This window comes from Edaphobacter paludis, assembly GCF_039993895.1.
Taxonomy (GTDB): Bacteria; Acidobacteriota; Terriglobia; order Terriglobales; family Acidobacteriaceae; genus Edaphobacter; species Edaphobacter paludis.
In genome coordinates this window covers 2,933,089-2,951,909 of sequence record NZ_CP121194.1, presented here as the reverse complement: position 1 = coordinate 2,951,909, position 18,821 = coordinate 2,933,089, and the positions used below count along the sequence as shown (strand labels likewise).

Here is an 18,821-nt window from a genome sequence, read left to right as displayed (position 1 = left end):
GAAGTGTGATGATTGAACATTCTTCCGCTTCCAACTCAGCCGCTCCTGCCGATCTTCGGCCCATTCGCCGTGCTCTTTTGTCCGTGACGGACAAGACCGGCCTTGTCGATTTTGCCCGTGCGCTCGCCTCGTTCAACGTAGACCTTGTCTCGACGGGAGGGACTGCTCGCGCCCTGCGTGAGGCTGGGTTGCCAGTGCGGGATATCAGCGACCTGACCGGCTTTCCGGAGATGCTGGATGGCCGCGTGAAGACCCTGCACCCGAAGGTGCATGGCGGCATTCTGCATATCCGCGACAATGCGGAGCATCAGGCTTCGGTGAAGGAACATGCGATTGAGCCGATCGATATGGTGGTGGTGAATCTGTATGCCTTCGAGAAGACTTCGCAGAAGCCGGGTGTGGCGTTTGCCGATGTGATTGAGAATATCGATATTGGCGGACCTTCGATGGTGCGCTCGGCGGCGAAAAACTTTGGCGATGTCGCTATTGTGACCTCGGCGGGTGATTACGGCTCGCTGACGGAGGAGTTGAAGGCGAATGGGGGGAGCTTGAGCCGGGCCACTCGCTGGCGGTTGGCGAAGCAGGCCTTTGCGGTTACGGCTGCTTATGATGCGGGGATTGCTACGGCGCTCGAGAGCATCGAGGAACCGGGTGGGGCGGCGGTGTTTTCGACAGAATTGCCGCAGGTAATTCGGATTATTGAGCCGCTGGAGAAGACGCTTCGTTATGGCGAGAACCCGCACCAGAAGGCTGCGCTCTATGTCGATGGCAGCGGCAAGGGCGTCGCGGGGGCGAAGCAGTTGCAGGGTAAGGAGCTTAGCTACAACAACATCGTCGATCTGGATGCCTGCTGGGAGTTGGTAAGCGAATTCGACGAGACAGCAGTGGCGATCATCAAGCACACCAATCCTTGTGGGGCTTCGACCGGGTCTACAGTGTTGGAGGCTTACAAGCGGGCTCTCGAGGCTGATCCGGTTTCGGCGTTCGGCGGCGTGATCGGGATCAATCGCGAGGTGGATGCCGAGGCCGCGGAGGAGATTGCCAAGCTATTTGTCGAGGCGATTGTTGCTCCGTCATTTACGCCTGAGGCTCTGGAACGCTTTGCGGTCAAGAAGAACCTGCGCCTGGTGCAGATTACTCCCGCGGATACGCCTCGGATGCTGAAGCAGGTTTCGGGCGGACTGCTGGTGCAGGATGCTGACCGTCTGCGGGTCACGGAAGCTGAGTTGAAGATGGTGACTGAGCGGAAGCCCACGGCAGAAGAGTTGCGGGCGCTGCTGTTTGCGTGGAGTATCTGTAAGTATGTGAAATCGAACGCGATAGTGTATGCGCGTTTTGCCGATGGCCACGGACAGACGGTCGGGATTGGCGCCGGACAGATGAGCCGGGTCGATGCGGCGCGGTTTGGAGCGATGAAGGCCGTGCTTCCTCTGGCTGGAACGGTCGCGGCTTCGGATGCCTTTTTCCCGTTTGCCGATGGTTTGGAGACGGTTGCCAAGGCAGGAGCTACGGCGGTGATTCAGCCGGGCGGGTCGGTCCGGGATGCCGAAGTCATCGAAGCCGCAAACCGGCTGGGGGTGGCGATGGCCTTTACCGGGGTCCGGCACTTCCGGCACGGATGAGGCACTGACGGATATAATCAGCGCCAGCCTCGCAAACGGCGGTCTGGCGCTGCATCCAATCGTCAGGCGGAGCCGTCTAACCTCTGTCTTTCGTCTCGCAATGATTCGGTCCAGAGTTTGCAAGCCAAGAAAGTTAGATCACATGACCTTGTTTTTGCGTGCCTCGTCTCTTCGCCCGTACCGCTTGTTGCCGGCGGCTGTGTTATTGTTTGCGGCGCATTCGATGTTTGCCGAGACGCCCGCTGCCACGAAGGCTGCTCCTTCGACGCCTGACCGGGCTTCGGCTTACTACCACTACGGACTGGCGCATCTTTATGAAGACATGGCCGTAAGCGCTGGCCGGTCGGATTATGCGACGCAGGCGGTGGAGGAGTACAAGCTGGCATTGAATGCCGACCCGAACTCTCAACTGCTGCAGGATGGGTTGGCCAGTCTCTACTTCAAAATTGGGCGGATTCGCGAGGCGGTAAGTACTGCGCAGGACCGGATAGCCAAAGACCCGAACGATATTGGGGCCCATGAGTTGCTGGGCAAGGTCTACCTGCGGTCGCTGGGGGACACGCAGACGCCTCAATCGGGACAGGTATTGAAGCTTGCGATTACTGAATATGAGAAGCTGGCTGAACTTAAGCCCAAAGATGTGGAGACGCACCTTCTTCTTGGCCAGCTTTATGGCTTGAACCACGATTCGGCCAAGGCGGAGGCACAGTTCAAGGAAGCACAGAAGGTCGATGCGAACTCGGAAGAGGTAGCGCTGAATATGGCGCGGCTCTATGGCGAGGAGGGGGATGCGAAGCGCGCCGCGGATGTACTGAACGGGATTCCGATGGATGACCGAAGCGCGCGGATTGAGTACGCCCTTGGCGCTACGTATGACCAGCTCAAGAAGCCGCAGGAAGCTGCAGCGGCTTATCAGCGAGCACTGGACCTCGAGCCTGGCAACCTGGATACGGAGCGCGGTCTGGCAAATGCTTTGCTTGCGGATGGGAAGCTGGACGAGTCGCTGAAGATTTTCAATGAGATTGTTGCGGCCGAACCGCAGGATGCGCAGTCGCAGATCCATATCTCGGAGATTGAGCGCAGGCAGGGACATTACGACCAGGCGCTGGCTACTCTGGAGAAAGCCAAACCTCTTGCGGAGAATTCGCTGGAACTTAGCTATAACGAGGCGTTGCTCTATGATTCACTGGGCCGGTATGACGAGGCAACGGCGGTCCTGACCAAGCTGGTGGCGGACACCGCTCATGCGGATGGAAAGTACAGCGACGGAGATAAGGCGAACCGAGCGGTTTTTCTTGACCGGTTGGGCATCATCTATCGCGAAGAGAATAAGACAACCGAGGCTGTGGCTGCGTACAAGCAGATGGTGGATCTTGGGGGAGAATACGCCAAGGGCGGGTATCAGGGACAGGTAGATGCATACCGCGATGCTCACCAGTGGAAGGACGCTACTGCCTCAGCAGCCGCCGCTGCCAAAGCGCAGCCGAAGGACCAGGCAGTGCAGCTGATGTACGCAGGGCAGCTTGCCGATACGGGCGAGGCCGAGCAGGGGATCGCGCTGGCGAAGGCGCAGCTTTCGGCGACGCGGACTACGCCGGAGGATCGCGATACTTATCTTGCGCTGACACAGATCTACACCCGACTGAAGCAGTGGCCGGATGCTGCTGCGGCGTTGGATAGTGCTGCGGCTTTGTCGACAAAGCCAGATGAGAAGCTCTACGTGTATTTCCTTCGCGGAGTGCTTGCAGACCGGCAGAAGCACTACGATGAAGCGGAGGCGGAGTTCCACAAGGCGCTTGCTATCGACCCGCAGAACCCGACGATACTGAATTACCTCGGCTACATGCTTGCCGACCGCGGAGTGAAGCTGCCTGAGGCGTTGACGTTGATTCGCAAAGCGGTCGATCTCGACCCGCAGAACGGTGCTTATCTCGATTCGCTGGGATGGGTTTACTTCAAGTCCGGACAATACGACCTGGCGGAGCAGAATCTGCGTAAAGCAATGGAACGCATGAGCACCGATCCGACCGTTCACGACCATCTGGGCGAGGTCTATGAGAAGACGGGCAAGCTGAAGCTGGCGGTCACGCAGTGGGAGCGCTCGATGACGGAGTATGCGCACTCCCTGCCTGCGGATGCCGATCCGGCGGATGTCGCCAAGGTACAGCATAAGCTCGAAAATGCGCGGGTGAAGCTGGCGAAGGTGTCGCCGGCACCAGCAAAATAGAGACGCCGAAGACATCGCTCTCTCTTCTTTCTTTACGGAATGGAAGAGAGGAGCGATCTTCGCTGCGGCTTCTTCTTCCGTTACACTCGAACTGACTATGTCGACCGAACTTTCTCGTTGTGCGGTCATTGGTGGGCCGGACGATCCTCTGATGGCGCGTGCCTATCCTGCGCCATTCAGGCCTTCGTGTACGCCTTTTCAACGGGATCGTGAACGCATCGTGCAGGCGCGAGCTTTTCGTCGTCTCGCGGGGAAGACACAGGTGTTTACCAGTCGGGCCTCCGACCATTTTCGCAGTCGGCTGACGCACACGATGGAGGTCGCGCAGATTGCCCGGGCTGCGGCGTCCACGCTTGGATTGAATGAAGATCTGGCAGAGACGCTGGCACTCGTCCACGATATCGGGCATCCGCCATTTGGCCATGCGGGGGAGCGGGCACTCGATCAGTGTCTGCGAGAGCATGGGCGGCGGTTCGACCATAATCTGCATGCGCTGCGTATCGTTGAACACTTTGAGCAGCGATACGCGGCGCATCGTGGACTGAACCTTACGCTTGGTGTCCGCGAAGGAATCATCAAGCATTCGCGGGATTACAGTGTCCTCGATTATCCAGAGCTTGCGGAGTACATGCTGGATCAGCGGCCTCCGCTGGAGGCCCAGTTGATCGATCTCGCCGATGAGATTGCTTACCTGACGGCGGATCTCGATGATGGCGTCGAATCCGGCTTGTTGGCGATCGGTCATATCCGCGAGCATGTCGACATCCTTGCAAGGTGCTATCGAATGGTTGAGAAGCAGCACGCCGGAGTCGAAGAGAAGTATCTTTTTAACGAAGCGCTGCAACTGATGCAGAACGTACTTACGGATGATTTAATCGCGACCACACGGCGCAATGCAGAGGCCATCGGGGCTGATAGTCTGGAAGATATACGCCGATGCCCGACACGGCTCGCGGTCTTTTCGCCTCGGGTAGAGGCTGAGCGATTGCAGGAGAAACGCTATCTGTACGAGACGCTCTATACCTGCGAGGTTTTAGAAAATGAGCACGACAAGGCAGAAGAGGTTGTGACTGCGCTCTTCAACTATTGGATCAACGATCCGGAAGAGCTGCCGCAAGGGCACTTTGAAGACATCGAAGAAGAAGGACTCGCACGGGTGGTCGCGGACTATATCGCCGGGATGACCGACAGCTTTATCCTTTTGCAATACGCGCAGATCAAGCGGGCGATTCGGCGATAAAAAATTAAGTAAAATTCGCTTTAGGCTTTGCAAACTTCGACGATAGCGGACCCAAAGCGTTCTGTCTTTTCCGAGCCGATGCCGCCAATTGTCTTCAATTGAGCGATATTTTGCGGGCGCGCGAGGACGATGCTTCGCAGGGTCGATGACCCGAGCACAAAGAATTGAGGAAGGCCAAGTTTTTCGGCTTCGGCTTTGCGCCAGTCGCGAAGGCGTTGGTCGAGTGCCTGTTGGTCGGGTGTGAGGGACTCTGCCGGGGCGGAAGCGACGGGGCGATGGCGCTGGAAGGTTTCCGTGTGCAGTTCGGGTGAGGATTCTCCGCTTTTTCGCGGGATTGTCGTGGAGACTTTTGACCGTGAATTGGCAGAGCGGATCGGTGCGGGTTTGTCGATGGCACCGTACTCGAGTGGTACAGGTTTTGAACCACAGATGGCGACGATTGCGGCCCCGTAGCGGTCGGCTTTCTCCGGGCCGATGCCCGAGATATTCAGCAGGCTTGGAATGGTGGTTGGGCAGGCGTGGACGATGGAGGTGAGGATGGCATCGGAGAAGACAATGAAGGCAGGCTTGCCGGTCTTTGCCGCTTCGGCTTTGCGCCATTCGCGGAGGCGCTGATCGAGGTCTTTTTGCGCCGGAGTGTAGGCTGCGCTGGCCTCGGATTTGTCTGCTTTGCCAGAGGATCTCTTGCTGCTGGCTGTCGTGCGAGACTTCGAGGCTTTTTGATCGGCGGCATCTTTGAGGAGAACGTTGAGGTCGTCTTCTTCGTCGCGGGTGCGGCCTTCGTGAGTGAGGGAGGCTCGCTTGAAGTTGATAAGCGTGCCTTCGGAGTTGGTGAAGGTGTCGGTGGTGAGGGTGATGAGGCCGGCTCGGGTGAGGGCGTCAAGGTAAGCGTCGAATTGCTTGCGGTCGATGCCGAGAGCGAGATCGGTGTGTAGCTTTCCGGTGGCTTTGGTGGCGCCCCCTTCGAGAGCTTCGAGGATGGTCCTGAGTTGGCGGTCTTCGTGTGTGGTGGGCGGGCGGAAGGTTTGCGCCGTGGCTCGTTCGGGAGAGCAGAAGTCGCAGTGGCCGCACGGCCGGAGACCATCGGCGGTGTCGCCGAAATGCTGAACGAGGGCAGACATGCGGCACTGTGGAGACTCGGCGAAGGCGACGATGCGGTCGATCTGGCTGCGGCGGAATGCAAGTTGCGTGTCGTAGCTGGAGCGCCAGTTGGTCTGGCCGGTGGAGCGAAGGTTGCCCGCAATGTCGAAGGCCGCCGCACCCTGGGAGACGAGTTTTTCCGCGGTGCGATCGAAGGTCTCGATATCCATTTTGAGGCGCTGACGGAGAATGTCGGGCATCTGGTAGTCGTTATTGAGAGCGGCGGCGAGGCGAGCCAGTTCGGTGGGTGGCGGGTAGTCGCGCTCAAGGAAGAAGTCGTGCATCTTGCGGTCGGCGTAGGAGTGGAGGAGTACCGTTCTCGAGGGCTGCCCGTCGCGGCCGGCGCGGCCAATCTCCTGGTAGTAGGCTTCGACGCTTCCGGGGAGCGCGGTGTGGACGACGGTGCGGACGTCGGCCTTGTCGATGCCCATGCCGAAGGCGATGGTGGCAACGACTACTTCCAGTTTTCCGGACAGGAAGTGGCGCTGGACTCTTTCACGGACGCTGGGTTCCAGGCCAGCATGGTAGGCGGCGGCGCTACCGCCAAGGACGGAGGCCAACTCTTCGGCTGCTTTGCGCGAAGGGGCGTAGACGATAGCGGGACGATTGGCCGGGGATTTGAGGAGGTTGGCGGTGAACTCGTTGCGCCGGGGCTTCGACATCTCGACAACTTCGATGGCGAGGTTGTGGCGGCGGAAGCCATGGATGAACAGCGCGGGTTGATGGAGTTGGAGCTGCGTAGCGATATCTTTTTGAACGGTGGGGGTCGCTGTTGCGGTGAGGGCGATGATGGGAGCGGGGCGCAGGGCAGGGAGGTAATCGCCGAGGGTGCGGTAGTCGGGGCGGAAGTCGTGGCCCCAAGCTGAGATGCAGTGGGCCTCGTCGATGGCGATGAGTGCAGGCTTCTTTTTGGCCAGCATCTCAGGGAAGCCGGGGACGCGCATTCGCTCGGGGGCGATGAAGAGAAACTGGAGAGTGCCGTCGAGGTAATCGCGGCAGGCTTGACGGGAGTCTTCGCGGCTGAGGCCGGAGTGGATGCGCGCCACGCGCAGGCCGAGGGCGGAGAGCTTGGCGGCCTGATCGTCCATGAGGGCGATGAGCGGCGAAATGACGAGGGCGGTGCCGCCGCGAGCGATGGCGGGAAGTTGATAGCAGAGGCTCTTGCCGGCGCCGGTAGGCATTACCAGAAGGACGTCGCGGCCATCGGTGGCAGCGCGGCAGACAGCCTCCTGGTTGGCGCGGAAGGCCGGGAAACCGAAGGTCTGGTGAAGGAGGACGGAGAGATCTACGGGATCGGAGTCGGAATCCATGCGCTTGCCTATCTTCGCATATTGTTTGCCATGTTGAGCACCCCAGAATTGCATGGGATTGTGATATGACCGGTAGTTCCAGCAGGCATAAAGGAGCTATTTCAGATAATTACGCCTTAAGAGACTTACAGACTAGGATGGTTGCCGTATGCGGTCTGCGACATAGCCTCAATTTCGCCGATGGAGGTAGTTTTACAATGGCATCCTTCAAGATTGGAATCAGCATGGCGGGCGCCATCTCTGCGGGCGCCTATACAGCCGGTGTCCTCGACTTTCTTACCGAAGCGCTGGACGCATGGGAAAAAGCCAAAGACAATAACGAGGCTGTTCTCCGGCACGATGTTTGCATTGAAGTTCTGGCGGGGGCTTCCGCCGGAGGAATGTGCGCCGCCATTGCAACAGTCATGCTGCAGGAAGACTTCGAGCATATTCACGACACAAGCAAACGAGGCACGAGCAACAGGTTTTACGAGAGTTGGGTCAACCTAATCGACATTGAGGAGCTGCTTAAAACAGACGATATTAAGAAGCGCAGGTCTATCGTTTCGCTCCTTGACTCCGCGATTGTCAGCACCATTGCGGAGTATGCTCTCACTCCCAAAGTTCCACGACCGACGCCGCGCCGCTATGTATCTCCGCACCTGACGCTCTTTCTTTCGCTGACGAACCTGGGTGGAATTCCGTATTCTCTCAACTCGGCTGCACCTGGCTCGATCGAAGAGACCACGTTCTTCTATGGAGATCGCATTCGCTTTGAGACGACTCATACCAGGCCGACCTCTCTGGTGGAAAATACCGTACGAAAGCTCGATCTCACAACTCAGGGAAAGGCTGGCGGGTGGGACGTGCTCCAGACGGCGGCGATGGCGACTGGCGCCTTCCCGGTCTTCCTCGCTCCGCGATTGCTCGACCGCTACGTCAGCGAATACCTGCCGCCCCACTGGTTGTCGGTCACTTCCGCAGCCACCGGTACACCGCCGCCCGTTCCGCCGAACTTCCCAAAAAATTTTTCTCAACCTTTTCTTACGCTCAATGCCGATGGGGGTGTCACCAATAACGATCCTTTCAACTACGCCCACGACTATCTTGCCTCGCTTGATCCCGTCCCGGAAGATGGTCATGACCAACAGAAACCGTTGGAGGCGGACCGCTCCGTCATCAGCATCGCTCCATTTCCGACTACGGGACAGTTCAAACCCATTCCCAATGCAGAGGCAAAGTTCTCTATTTTCTCCATCCTTTCGGAACTCTTCTCCGCACTTGTCTCACAGTCCCGTTTCTTTGGTGAATCGCTCAGCGAGATCATGACCGGCACTACGTTCAGCCGTTTTGTCATCGCCCCATCGGACGACGAACTCGCAAAAAGATACTTGGCAGCGGGTTCGCCACAAGACCAGCCTCCAGCGCTTCAGTGCGCCACGCTGGGTGCCTTCGGAGGTTTTCTCGAGCGAGAGTTCCGCGCGCATGACTACGCCCTGGGTCGACGCAACTGCCAGAAGTTTCTCAGCACCTCTTTCGTCTTGCCGGAGAAGAACGCCATCATCGCGGAGGGTCTGGCCGCTCTCGATCCGGCCGCACGCAAGGCCGTCTACAAAAGGTTCAAGCGCCCCGCGCCCGGCACATACGCCCACACGGCCGAGATGCTGCAATGGGCCGCTATCCCTCTCCCTGCCGACCAGCAGCAAGGTGGCGACACGTGGTTCCCAATCATTCCGCTGTGCACGGACTCTCTTCGCGAAAAGTTACCTCGTGTCAAACGTGCCGCAATCAGCCATAACCGAGTTCAACTTATCGTCACCCTTATTCTCAAGCGTTCCAAGGAGGTAATTTCCCGCCTCATTGATCTGGTCCCGTCACGAGTTTTCCAGTGGTTCCTCAGATTTGGTCAGCCCTTCATCCGTTGGCTTGCCCGGCGTCCCCTCACCGAGACACTCATCAAGCAACTCGGCGATTCATATCAGAGATAGCGATCACTTAGCGCCCTTTCAAGAAGATGCTTAGTGAACCGTTTCGAGTTTGGGCTGGTCCCCGGCTTGAAGCTTCTGGGAGGTTTGAAATTCGCGGTTGGCATCTTCGGTCCTGCCTACGGAGCGATAGGCCCGTCCAAGCAGGTTGTGGGTAATGTAATTGCCAGTATCCATTCGATCCGCGCGCTCCAGGTACAGGATGGCGTTCATCGGGTCGTTCTCTTTGAGCAGTACTTTGCCGAGCAGGATGAAGGGGCCTGTTGAGTTTGGCTCCAGCAACAACGCCTGCTGAAGGGACTGCTGCGCTTTCACGTAGTCGCCGCTGCGTGTGTAGGCGTCGCCGAGCCTGTCGTAGACGCTGCCCTCGAGGGGGTTGCGGGTACGTTCTTTTTCAAACTCAGTGATAGCTTCATCGACGTGTTCGTCGGCGAGTGCGATTTCGCCCAGGAGCAGGTGCGCCAGCGGCAATTGTGGGTTGAGTTCGACGGCCTTGTGCGCGAACTGCTGCGCGATGGGGCGGTAGTCGCGACGCAATAACATGCGTGCGGCGAGAAGATAGGCCGCGGCTGAATCCGGTGGGAAGCCATACTGCAGGGCGAAGGCTTTGCGTGCGTTGTCGTAATTATGTGTGTCGATATAGCAGAGGGCGAGCACGTAGGTGGGATCGACCCGAGTTTGTGGGGTCCAGTTGTGGGCCGATTCGAGCAGTGGAATCGCTTCAGCAGCCTTGCCCAATCGAAACAGAGCCAGACCGCGCATCTGCGTCGACTCTTCATCATGGGGATCTTGTTTCAATGCACTCGCAAGAGCAGCGTCGGCTTCAGCGAATCGATTCTGGGAATACATGGCAATGCCGCGCAGTCGATTGACTCCCGGCGGCGCAGGCTGCTCCACGGCGAGAGCATCGAGTTCCTTCAACGCCTCCGCAATTTGTCCGCGATCGATCATCATGCGCAGCCGCTTTAAATCTGGCGAAGAATCGCGTGCTGTAGCTTCGCTGGTCGAGGTCGTTGGATTAGGTGAATGTGCCGTCGAAGCAGCGCTGGTCTGAGCTAATCCAGACGGTAGGGAACACACCGCCAGCGTGAAGAGGAAAAGATGTTGAACTATTATCTGCAGGGAACGCATAGGAGATCCGGCTCGAGTATAAACCAGCAAAAAGGAGGAGCCGTGGCTCCTCCTTTTTGTGCTGTCTGTCGTTGAGGTTTAGAACTGCACTCTACCGGAGAACTGTAGCTGTCGAGGATTCGCCGAACCGCCTGGGAAGGGCCCTGACGAAATGGAGCCTCCTTGGTCTATATTGCCGTTCGGCGTGCCCCAGTTGATGTGGTTGAAGGCGTTGAAGCCATCTGCCCGAAGCTGGAAGGTGTATTTCTCCCGGATGGTAAAGTTCTTCTGGATCGAAAGGTCAGCATTGAAGAAGTGCGGCCCAAAAACCGTGTTCCTTCCGACGTTGCCGATCTGATCCAAAGCGGGCCGCCTGAACATTCCACCGTTGTCGATATTCTGTGCCGGGTAGAACGACAAACTGTTTCCCGGAATGCCCGTTACGTTGGGGTGAAATCCGCGGGTATCGCCGTTGACACGGCAGGGTGCGCTGCCGGGGACCTCCTGGCTGCAGGTTGAGTAGCTCAAAGTAAAGGGCAGTCCGCTCGAGAAATTGATGACCGGACTGATCTGGATGCCGCTCACAATCTGGTCGACTACCCGGTTCGTGTGCGCCAGGAACTGCCTTTTTCTTCCAAAGGGTAACTCGAGCAGGCCGTATACGATGATCTGCTGTTGACGCAGCGCGCTATCGCGTCCCGCTACGATGTGCTTGTCCCAGGAGGAGTAGCCCGTCGCATCGCTGATCGCCTGCTGCCACGCATAGTTCGCATTCAGCGAGATACCGTGGGTATATTGCTTTGCCATTGTTACCTGCAGCGCGTTGTAGTGAGTGTCGAGGTTGTCGGAGAAGTCTTGTATGTCGTTGGTCCATCCGCATGGGCCATTGCAGGCCGGTAGGGAACCGCCATAGTACCGCCGCAGCAGGTTTTGATTGTTGACCGCGCCGCCGGGTCCTACGCCATTGACATACTGGCTCACGCCACCAATATCGGGGAGATTCGGATCCCAGTGCAGGGCCTGGCCATTAAAGCTCTGCGACGGAGACAAGGCGATTGCGGCTTCGTTCGGGTTGGTAGTGTTGCCGGAACTGTCGCCAAAGGTGTGGGTACCCTTGTTGCCGACATACGCGATCGTCACGGACAGAGTGGGCGTGAGCGATTGCTGAAGGCTCGCATTCCAGGCATCGAGCGTCGGGAGTCGAAGTGTCGTCGGCCGCGCGCGCGAGCTTACCTGGGAACCAGGGTTCGGCAGTAATCCGCTGGCAGGCACTGGGATCGGCGTCGCAGCCGGCGGCCCGACACTCAGGTTGAATGCAGAGTCCGTTCCGCTCGCGGTGATTGCCTGATTTTGAAGCACCGGCAGATTCTGGGTCGCCGCATGTCCGAAGATCGAGCCGAATACGCCGATATCGAAGCTTCGCCCGTATCCTGCGCGAATCACCGTGTTCGGGGTCACCTGATACGCGACACCGATGCGCGGGTTATATGTGTTGTTCGGGAGATGGTAGTTCATGTTGCTGCCGATGTTTCCGTAACCAGCGACCTGGAGATAACCAGTCGCCATGTTCAGCAACGCACCGTTCCCTTTTCCATTGACAGTTTCCGGGAAATACAGCTCATACCGCAGGCCGAGATTGAGTGTCAGCTTCGGCGAAGCGCGCCAGGTGTCCTGCACATAGAAGAAGTCGCGTTTCTGAAACTCCTTCGCATTTGTCGTCGTACTCACGTAGCGCTGAAACTGGGTTACGTTTCCGGTGACAAACGACGCGAAACCCAGGCCCGTTGTTCCGTTATTTCCGTTTGACGTCGGTCCCGTGCCGAATAAAAGAAGACCGGTGCGGTCATTATCACTCGGCACCCTGAGGTTGCGAGCATAACGAAGGTCCGCGCCGAATTTCACGCTATGGTTGCCGATTACCCTGGTCCAGTTGTTTACCAGTTGGTACTGGTCTTCACGCTCAGTCAAGGGGCAGTTGCAACGGTCGACGTTGAGCCCCGCGCCATATTGTGGACCCGTAGCCTGAGAGTTATTTGGGCCGCCGAAGCTGCCGACTTCGGTCAGTTGGAACGAAGGTGAACCGCTGGTGGTCTTGTCTCCCATGTTCAGACCCGGCGCGCCAAGCTGCGTCGCGAGGTTTGTGCCCGCGTCGTACTTGGAGGTGCCGATGTTGTACCGGAAGTAGCCGAGCCGAACGTCTGTCACCAGCTTCGGACTCACCACAATATCCGCGCCTGCGGCCGCGCTGTCGTTGGCGCCCTGCGAGGTGCCGCCATAGCCGCCCAGCCCAAACCCTGCGCCGCCGGCTGGTCCAAACATCGTCTTACCCGTCAGAGTGTCGGTAAACCGGCTGAAACGCCCAAAGGCATGAACACGATCGTTGGCCGTCCAATCGATACGAACATCCCACTGATTGCTGTTGAAGCCGCCGGTTCCACTTCCGGCATAGTTGTTCTTCAGGCCTGAGACCCCATTCACTGCCGAGCCCGCCGTATTCGGCGCGTACGGCTGTAGGAGCTTGAGAAAGTTGATTGCCGGAGCAGAAAGATCTGATGTTGGGATAACGTTTCCGGCGTACGGAACCGATTGTCCATTTACCTGGTGATAAAGCTGCCCGACTGCCGGCGTATAGTCGCTGAAATCGCACCCTGCAGTTCCAGTTGTTGTCGTAGCCTGTCCAAGGCATGTCGAAACCAGGTGCGCAGTCGGAACCGTCTGCACGTTTGCGATGCCGACCTTCTGCCTTACTCCCTGGTAGTCTCCAAAGAAGAACAGCTTGTCCGTGATTATCTTTCCACCGAGTGATCCGCCGAACTGGTTCTTCAGGCCTTGAGGAAAAGGATTGACCGCCGAAAGCTGGGCTGGCCCCTGCGTAAACGGATCTCGTGCAAGGTTAGCGTTGCTCTCGCGATAGTCGAACGCGGATCCATGCCAGGTATTGGACCCGGATTTTGTCTGTGCCGTCACTACCGACGACACCGCTTTACCAAACTCGGCATCGAAGTTCTGTGTCGTAATTTTGGTCTCCGATAGCGAATCTGCGTTTGGATTGACCACGATGATTCCGAGGATTGGGTCCTGGTTATCCGTTCCGTCTAATTGGAACGCGACTCCGGCAAACGCCTGACCATCTACTTCAATCTGTTTAGACCCCTGCGGATTCTCGTCCGCAGCATGGTTCCAACCCAGTAGTTGCGCGCCGGGCAGCAGCAGTTGCAGATTCGTAAAATTTCTGTCCGGAATCGGGAGGTCCACAATCTCCTTCGCAGCAAAGGTCGTAGAAACGTCGGCGCGGTCCGTCTTCAACAGGGGGACCGAGTCGGCGTTGACTTCAACGGTCTGATCGGAACCGCCAACGGCAAGAACTGCCTGAACCTTAGTGGAGGTATCCGCATAGAGTTGGATGCCTTTTTGCTGAAAGCCCTTGAAGCCACCCGCTTCAATCTTGACGTCGTAGACGTCCGGAATAAGGTGCTCGGCGGTGAACTCGCCGCTGCCGTTAGATTGAACGGTGGTCGATGTACCTTTCGCTACATCCGTCACGGTGACGGCGGCGTTTGGAACGACGGCCCCGCTTGCATCGGTGATGGTTCCGTAGATGGATCCATAGACCGCCTGTCCAAAACTGATGGGCGCCAGAGTCAACAGGCAGACGGCCAAGAGAGCTAGACTTACTCGCATCTTGTTCATATCAATGTCCTCCAAAAAATGTACTGCTAAGCCGGTTCTGTTCTTTGCCCTGCCGGTTCCTGTCCGGACTTTCGTGGACTTGCCGACCTTGTTGTGTACTGAACAAACCTTTGTCTCGGAAAGCTCAAAATTTGTTTTGAGTTACGTTGCGGAGCATACGTCCGTGTCTAACTGAATGTCAATTGTTTTCACAGGTTATATCGCCATGTTTTATGGGCTGATATGACACTACATATTCGAGTAGGATTCTATGGTTTTACGGTGGTACGACCTTGCAAAATAACGATCATGCAACCTACCGCTGGCCGAGAGATAGAACCCTGTAGCGCGTGCGCAGATCAATTTGTTGGCAGAGCGAATATATCGCATGGTGCACGTCCACCCGTCGCAGCCCGAACTGCACGATATTGGGAGGCGTGGTTGGCAGTGGCATTCGATTTCAGATCGACATGGTCTGCTTCGGCCTGGGATGCGTTCCCAGGTGTGAGCCACTGCTATGATGATTTTTGAACGAGGCACCCTTCATTCGTTCGGCCCGCAATTGTAGTGACGCAAGTGACATAGCAACTGGCCTCTATTGCATAGCCAGAGCTATATAGTTTTGCAGACTCCAGGAGGCACCCTTTGAATATGACTCAACGCCATCGCACGGCAATTTTCGCAAACTGGACGCCTCTAGCCGTCCTCGGAATTCTAATCTCTTTCTCCCTGGGGAGCGCAGGGAGCCACGCATGGGCACAAGCGCCACAGACAGTCACCGCAACGACTCAGAGGAGTTCAGGCGCGCATCAGAACGATGGCCCGTGGTGGAAACATGCCCTCATCTACGAGATTTATCCCCGGAGCTTTCAGGATTCGAATGGAGATGGCATAGGCGATCTGAACGGGATTACGCAGCGGCTTGATTACCTTCATTCGCTGGACGTCGATGCGGTATGGTTGTCCCCAATCTATCCTTCGCCGCAAGTCGACTTTGGATACGACATCTCCGATTACGAGAATATCGACCCGCAGTATGGCACGCTTGCCGACTTCGACAAACTGGTTGCGGAGGCGAAGAAACGAAACATTCGCATCATCATGGACATGGTGATGAACCATACGTCTGACCAGCACAAATGGTTTCTCGAGTCGAAGAGTTCGAGAAACAATCCAAAACGCGACTGGTATGTGTGGCGCGACGGTAAGGGCGTGGGGCCCGATGGTAAACCGTTGCCGCCGAACAACTGGGTCAGCCTCTTTGGAGGCTCTGCCTGGGAGTACGACCCCACAACGAAGCAGTTCTACTATCACGAGTTCTACAAGCAGCAGCCAGATTTGAACTGGCGTAACCCGGAGGTCGAAAAAGCAATGTTCGACTCGGTGCGCTTCTGGTTGGATCGCGGAGTGGCCGGATTCCGCCTCGATGCAATTCCAACACTTTTTGAAGACCCCCAGCTTCGTGATGAACCGGCAACAGGTGGAACTAACGCTCAGGGCGATCCGAACCTCAGCGATATCTACACCAACAATCTGCCGGAGGTGCATGATGTCATGCGGCGACTTCGTGAGTTGGTCGACAAGTACCCGGGAAATCGCGTGCTGATCGGAGAGACCTATCTGCCGAACGTGCAGGAACTGGATAAGTGGTATGGCGGCGCAAAGCACAATGAGTTGCAACTGCCGATGGATATGCAGGTAGGCTTCACCAACAAGCTGGATGCGTCTTTGTTCCGTAAACGGATCAACGATGCAGAGACGCAGATCAACGGTAATCAGCCACTGTTCGTTTTCGACAACCACGACAATGTTCGCAGTTGGAACCGCTACGGAGATGGTGTTCACGACCAGGCCATCGCCCGATTGATTGCAACGACCTTGCTCACTTCTCGTGCAACGGCGCTGATGTATTACGGAGAAGAGCTTGGCATGGTCACGACCACGCCGACGCGCAAGGAAGATGTGAAGGATCCTATCGGCATAACCGGCTGGCCAAAGGAGAAGGGCCGCGACGGCGAGCGTACGCCGATGCAGTGGGATGATTCGAAGAATGCAGGATTCAGTGATGCTGCAACGACGTGGCTGCCTGTCGCGCCGGATTATCGAACCGTCAATGTGAAGACGGAAGAGAGCGAGCCCTCTTCGCTGCTTCACTGGCACGAACAGTTGATTACCATGCGCAGAAACGACCCGACGCTTCGTGATGGAAAGCAGGTAATGATCGATGAGAGCAACCCATCTGTTCTCTCGTACGTTCGCGAGGGAGTGGAGGGTCACCCGGCCATTATTGTGGCACTCAACTTTACAGCCAAGCCGCAGACGATCTCGCTTGATCCTTCGGCGGCAGGTGTGCATGGGAAGGCAGTCACCACGCTGCTCACCGACGCTCCATCGCTTAAGCGGAATGGCAGTCTGCAGAACATAACGCTGCCGCCGTATGCTTCCTGGATTGGCAGCGTTAAATAGTGGTGGCATCTTTCAACCCGGGCGCCTGAGGACGGTTTTGCAACTTTCCTCAGGCGCCTTTTTCAAGCCAAAAGACCGCGCAACTCCTGCGTGGTTACAATCACGCTGGATGCTATTTTCTCGAACAGGCTCGTTGTTTTTCTATAGCGTCATCGCGACCATGCAGCCACTGGTCTGGGCGCAGACTTCCACCCTTCCTCCTGCGCGTCCAACTTCTTCGGCCACCATGAGGCTGAAGGATGCTGATGAAGCCTTTCGCGCCGGATCAGCCGCGTATCTTAAGAACGATCTGCGCACAGCACATGTGCAGTTTGCAAGAGTAGTGCTGCTTGCCCCGGATGTCGCTGCCGGGCATAGTGCATTCGGGACGGTACTGCTCGCAGAGGGGCACGCTCAAGCCGCAGTCGCGGAGCTCGATAAAGCCCACAAGATCAATCCGCGTGATGCGGGTATCACGCTCAACCTCGCGATTGCTTACTCCCAACTGCACGATTCTGTGAGAGCGGTGAAGACGTTTCGGCTTCTCGGCCAGGAAAATGCCGAACCGCTGAACTCTCAGGCTGCAATTGCTTATGCCGCCGCGCTGACTGCGACGGGGGCGTCGGCAGAGGCGTTCGGGCAGTTGGAGACCGCACTCAAAACCTCGCCTGACAGCGCTGTACTGCACGATGCCCTTGGTGCATTGCTCGCACAGCAGAAGCGCTACGATGAGGCAACTGCGGAGTTTCAGCATGCCACCTCGCTCGATGCTTCATTGGCGAGCGCGCACTTTCACCTTGGCTCCGTTTACCTGAACCGAAACCAGCCTGCCGCAGCGGTCACGGAGCTTGCGCAGGCGAACGATCTTGATAAAGCGAATGTTGCATACGCTCTACAGCTTGGGCGCGCCCTTCGTGCGGACAATCAGGACGAAGCGGCCCTTGCTGTATTGAATAGAACGCTGGCGCTTGATCCAGCATCGATCGATACTAAATATGAAATTGCGCTCACCTTGCAGGCTAGCGAGCACGCCCACGAAGCTCTGCCGCTCTTCGAGCAGGTGACGATTGCGCGGCCAAAAGATTTTGCGGCGCTGACAAACTTTGGCCTCGCCCTGGTTCAGACGGGCGATGCAAAGAGCGCGATTCCCATTTACAACCGCGCTCTTGCGCTAAATGCGAAGAGTGCGACGCTGCACGAAGACCTTGGTGTCGCCTACCTGCAGCAGAGTGATCTGAACCATGCGATCGAGCAGTTTCGCGCGGGACTTGCCCTGGAACCAAACAACTCGCAGCTTCACTACGACCTCGGGCTGGCGTTCAAGCTGAAGGATGATACTTCCGCAGCGGTCCCTGAGTTCAAGCAGGCCGAAGAGCTCGACCCACAGCTGTCCGATCCTCCTTACACGCTGGGCGTGCTCTACATGCAACTTGGGCGATTTGCCGATGCGCAGGTTGAACTGGAGAGAGCGACTGTATTACGTCCGGATAACGGGGAGGCATGGGCGATCCTCGGCAATGTCTACAAGGAGACGAGTCAGTTAGAGAAGGCAACAACTGCACTGCGGCGGGCCATGGAGCTAATGCCGAATCAGCCGAGCCCGCACATCAGTCTTGCCGCAATTCTCAGCCAGCAGGGCGATCACGCGGGCGCATTGGCCGAGCGCAAGAAGGCAGCCGATCTCAGCCGTATTGCGGTCAGCCGTCAGCGCGCAAACTTCGCTTTGGATTCAGGCCGCGCACTTCTCAAAAAGGGGCAGGTAGCCGAGGCGGTGGCACAGTTGCAATCGGCGGTCGATGCAGATCCAAAGTATGCGGAGGCCCATTCCGCGCTGGCGGATGCACTCGAACGGCAGGGACAAAGCGCAGCCGCTGCGCTCGAACGGCAGAAGGCCCAACAGCTTGCTCTGGTTCCCCAAGCACCAGTCAATGCTGCGCCGTCTCAGCCGTAGAGGCCGCATCAATTGGCTGTACTCATCGTGGCCCGTCGAAGTTTTGACAGATAAATTAGGATGGCAGGCAGAGAGCTTTTGAATGTCAGCGCGATCATTCACAAGCAATATAGGGGAGTGTTCTTTTGAGTTGGTCTCGTCGC

At 57.3% G+C, this 18,821-nt stretch carries 9 protein-coding genes; 6 read left to right on the top strand and 3 right to left on the bottom strand.

Annotated features, from left to right (window positions below):
• Window positions 1-8 precede the first annotated feature (8 nt).
• The 3 genes from purH to dgt all read left to right on the top strand — a co-directional run bounded on the left by purH (window position 9) and on the right by dgt (window position 5,089).
• Entirely contained in the window at window positions 9-1,622 is a 1,614-nt protein-coding gene (purH, locus tag P4G45_RS12260) for a bifunctional phosphoribosylaminoimidazolecarboxamide formyltransferase/IMP cyclohydrolase (protein ID WP_348266764.1), read from the top strand.
• A gap of 142 nt (window positions 1,623-1,764) precedes the next feature.
• Window positions 1,765-3,849, top strand: a complete 2,085-nt coding sequence (locus P4G45_RS12255; RefSeq protein ID WP_348266763.1) for a tetratricopeptide repeat protein — start codon at window positions 1,765-1,767, stop codon at window positions 3,847-3,849.
• Window positions 3,850-3,946: 97 nt separating this feature from the next.
• Window positions 3,947-5,089, top strand: coding sequence for a dGTP triphosphohydrolase (gene dgt, locus P4G45_RS12250; protein WP_348266762.1), 1,143 nt, complete (start codon window positions 3,947-3,949; stop codon window positions 5,087-5,089).
• 20 nt (window positions 5,090-5,109) lie between these two features.
• Here the strand turns inward: dgt and P4G45_RS12245 are convergent, their stop codons facing one another.
• A complete protein-coding gene (locus tag P4G45_RS12245) occupies window positions 5,110-7,539 on the bottom strand; it encodes a RecQ family ATP-dependent DNA helicase (protein ID WP_348266761.1) in 2,430 nt (809 codons plus the stop codon).
• Between the two features lie 197 nt (window positions 7,540-7,736).
• On the opposite strand from P4G45_RS12245, the gene P4G45_RS12240 reads away from it, so the two are divergent.
• Window positions 7,737-9,506 carry a patatin-like phospholipase family protein gene (locus P4G45_RS12240; RefSeq protein ID WP_348266760.1) on the top strand — a complete coding sequence of 590 codons (1,770 nt, stop codon included), beginning with the start codon at window positions 7,737-7,739 and terminating at the stop codon, window positions 9,504-9,506.
• A 30-nt stretch (window positions 9,507-9,536) separates the two neighbouring features.
• On the opposite strand, the gene P4G45_RS12235 is transcribed toward P4G45_RS12240, so the two are convergent.
• Window positions 9,537-10,457, bottom strand: a complete 921-nt coding sequence (locus P4G45_RS12235) for a tetratricopeptide repeat protein (protein WP_348266759.1) — start codon at window positions 10,455-10,457, stop codon at window positions 9,537-9,539.
• A 255-nt stretch (window positions 10,458-10,712) separates the two neighbouring features.
• The gene (locus tag P4G45_RS12230; RefSeq protein ID WP_348266758.1) at window positions 10,713-14,303 is read right to left on the bottom strand and encodes a TonB-dependent receptor; all 3,591 of its coding nucleotides are present in this window, start codon (window positions 14,301-14,303) and stop codon (window positions 10,713-10,715) included.
• 630 nt (window positions 14,304-14,933) lie between these two features.
• Here P4G45_RS12230 and P4G45_RS12225 point away from each other — a divergent pair.
• Both P4G45_RS12225 and P4G45_RS12220 read left to right on the top strand, forming a co-directional pair.
• Entirely contained in the window at window positions 14,934-16,748 is a 1,815-nt protein-coding gene (locus P4G45_RS12225) for an alpha-glucosidase (RefSeq protein ID WP_348266757.1), read from the top strand.
• Between the two features lie 109 nt (window positions 16,749-16,857).
• Entirely contained in the window at window positions 16,858-18,678 is a 1,821-nt protein-coding gene (locus tag P4G45_RS12220) for a tetratricopeptide repeat protein (RefSeq protein WP_348266756.1), read from the top strand.
• The last annotated feature ends 143 nt before the right edge of the window (window positions 18,679-18,821 follow it).

Coding starts and splice junctions, on each gene's coding strand:
- purH (WP_348266764.1), top strand. CDS start 9: ATGATTGAACATTCTTCCGCTTCCAACTCAGCCGCTCCTGCCGATCTT.
- P4G45_RS12225 (WP_348266757.1), top strand. CDS start 14,934: ATGACTCAACGCCATCGCACGGCAATTTTCGCAAACTGGACGCCTCTA.
- P4G45_RS12235 (WP_348266759.1), bottom strand. CDS start 10,457: ATGATGATCGATCGCGGACAAATTGCGGAGGCGTTGAAGGAACTCGAT.
- P4G45_RS12255 (WP_348266763.1), top strand. CDS start 1,765: ATGACCTTGTTTTTGCGTGCCTCGTCTCTTCGCCCGTACCGCTTGTTG.
- P4G45_RS12240 (WP_348266760.1), top strand. CDS start 7,737: ATGGCATCCTTCAAGATTGGAATCAGCATGGCGGGCGCCATCTCTGCG.
- dgt (WP_348266762.1), top strand. CDS start 3,947: ATGTCGACCGAACTTTCTCGTTGTGCGGTCATTGGTGGGCCGGACGAT.
- P4G45_RS12230 (WP_348266758.1), bottom strand. CDS start 14,303: ATGAACAAGATGCGAGTAAGTCTAGCTCTCTTGGCCGTCTGCCTGTTG.
- P4G45_RS12220 (WP_348266756.1), top strand. CDS start 16,858: ATGCTATTTTCTCGAACAGGCTCGTTGTTTTTCTATAGCGTCATCGCG.
- P4G45_RS12245 (WP_348266761.1), bottom strand. CDS start 7,539: ATGGATTCCGACTCCGATCCCGTAGATCTCTCCGTCCTCCTTCACCAG.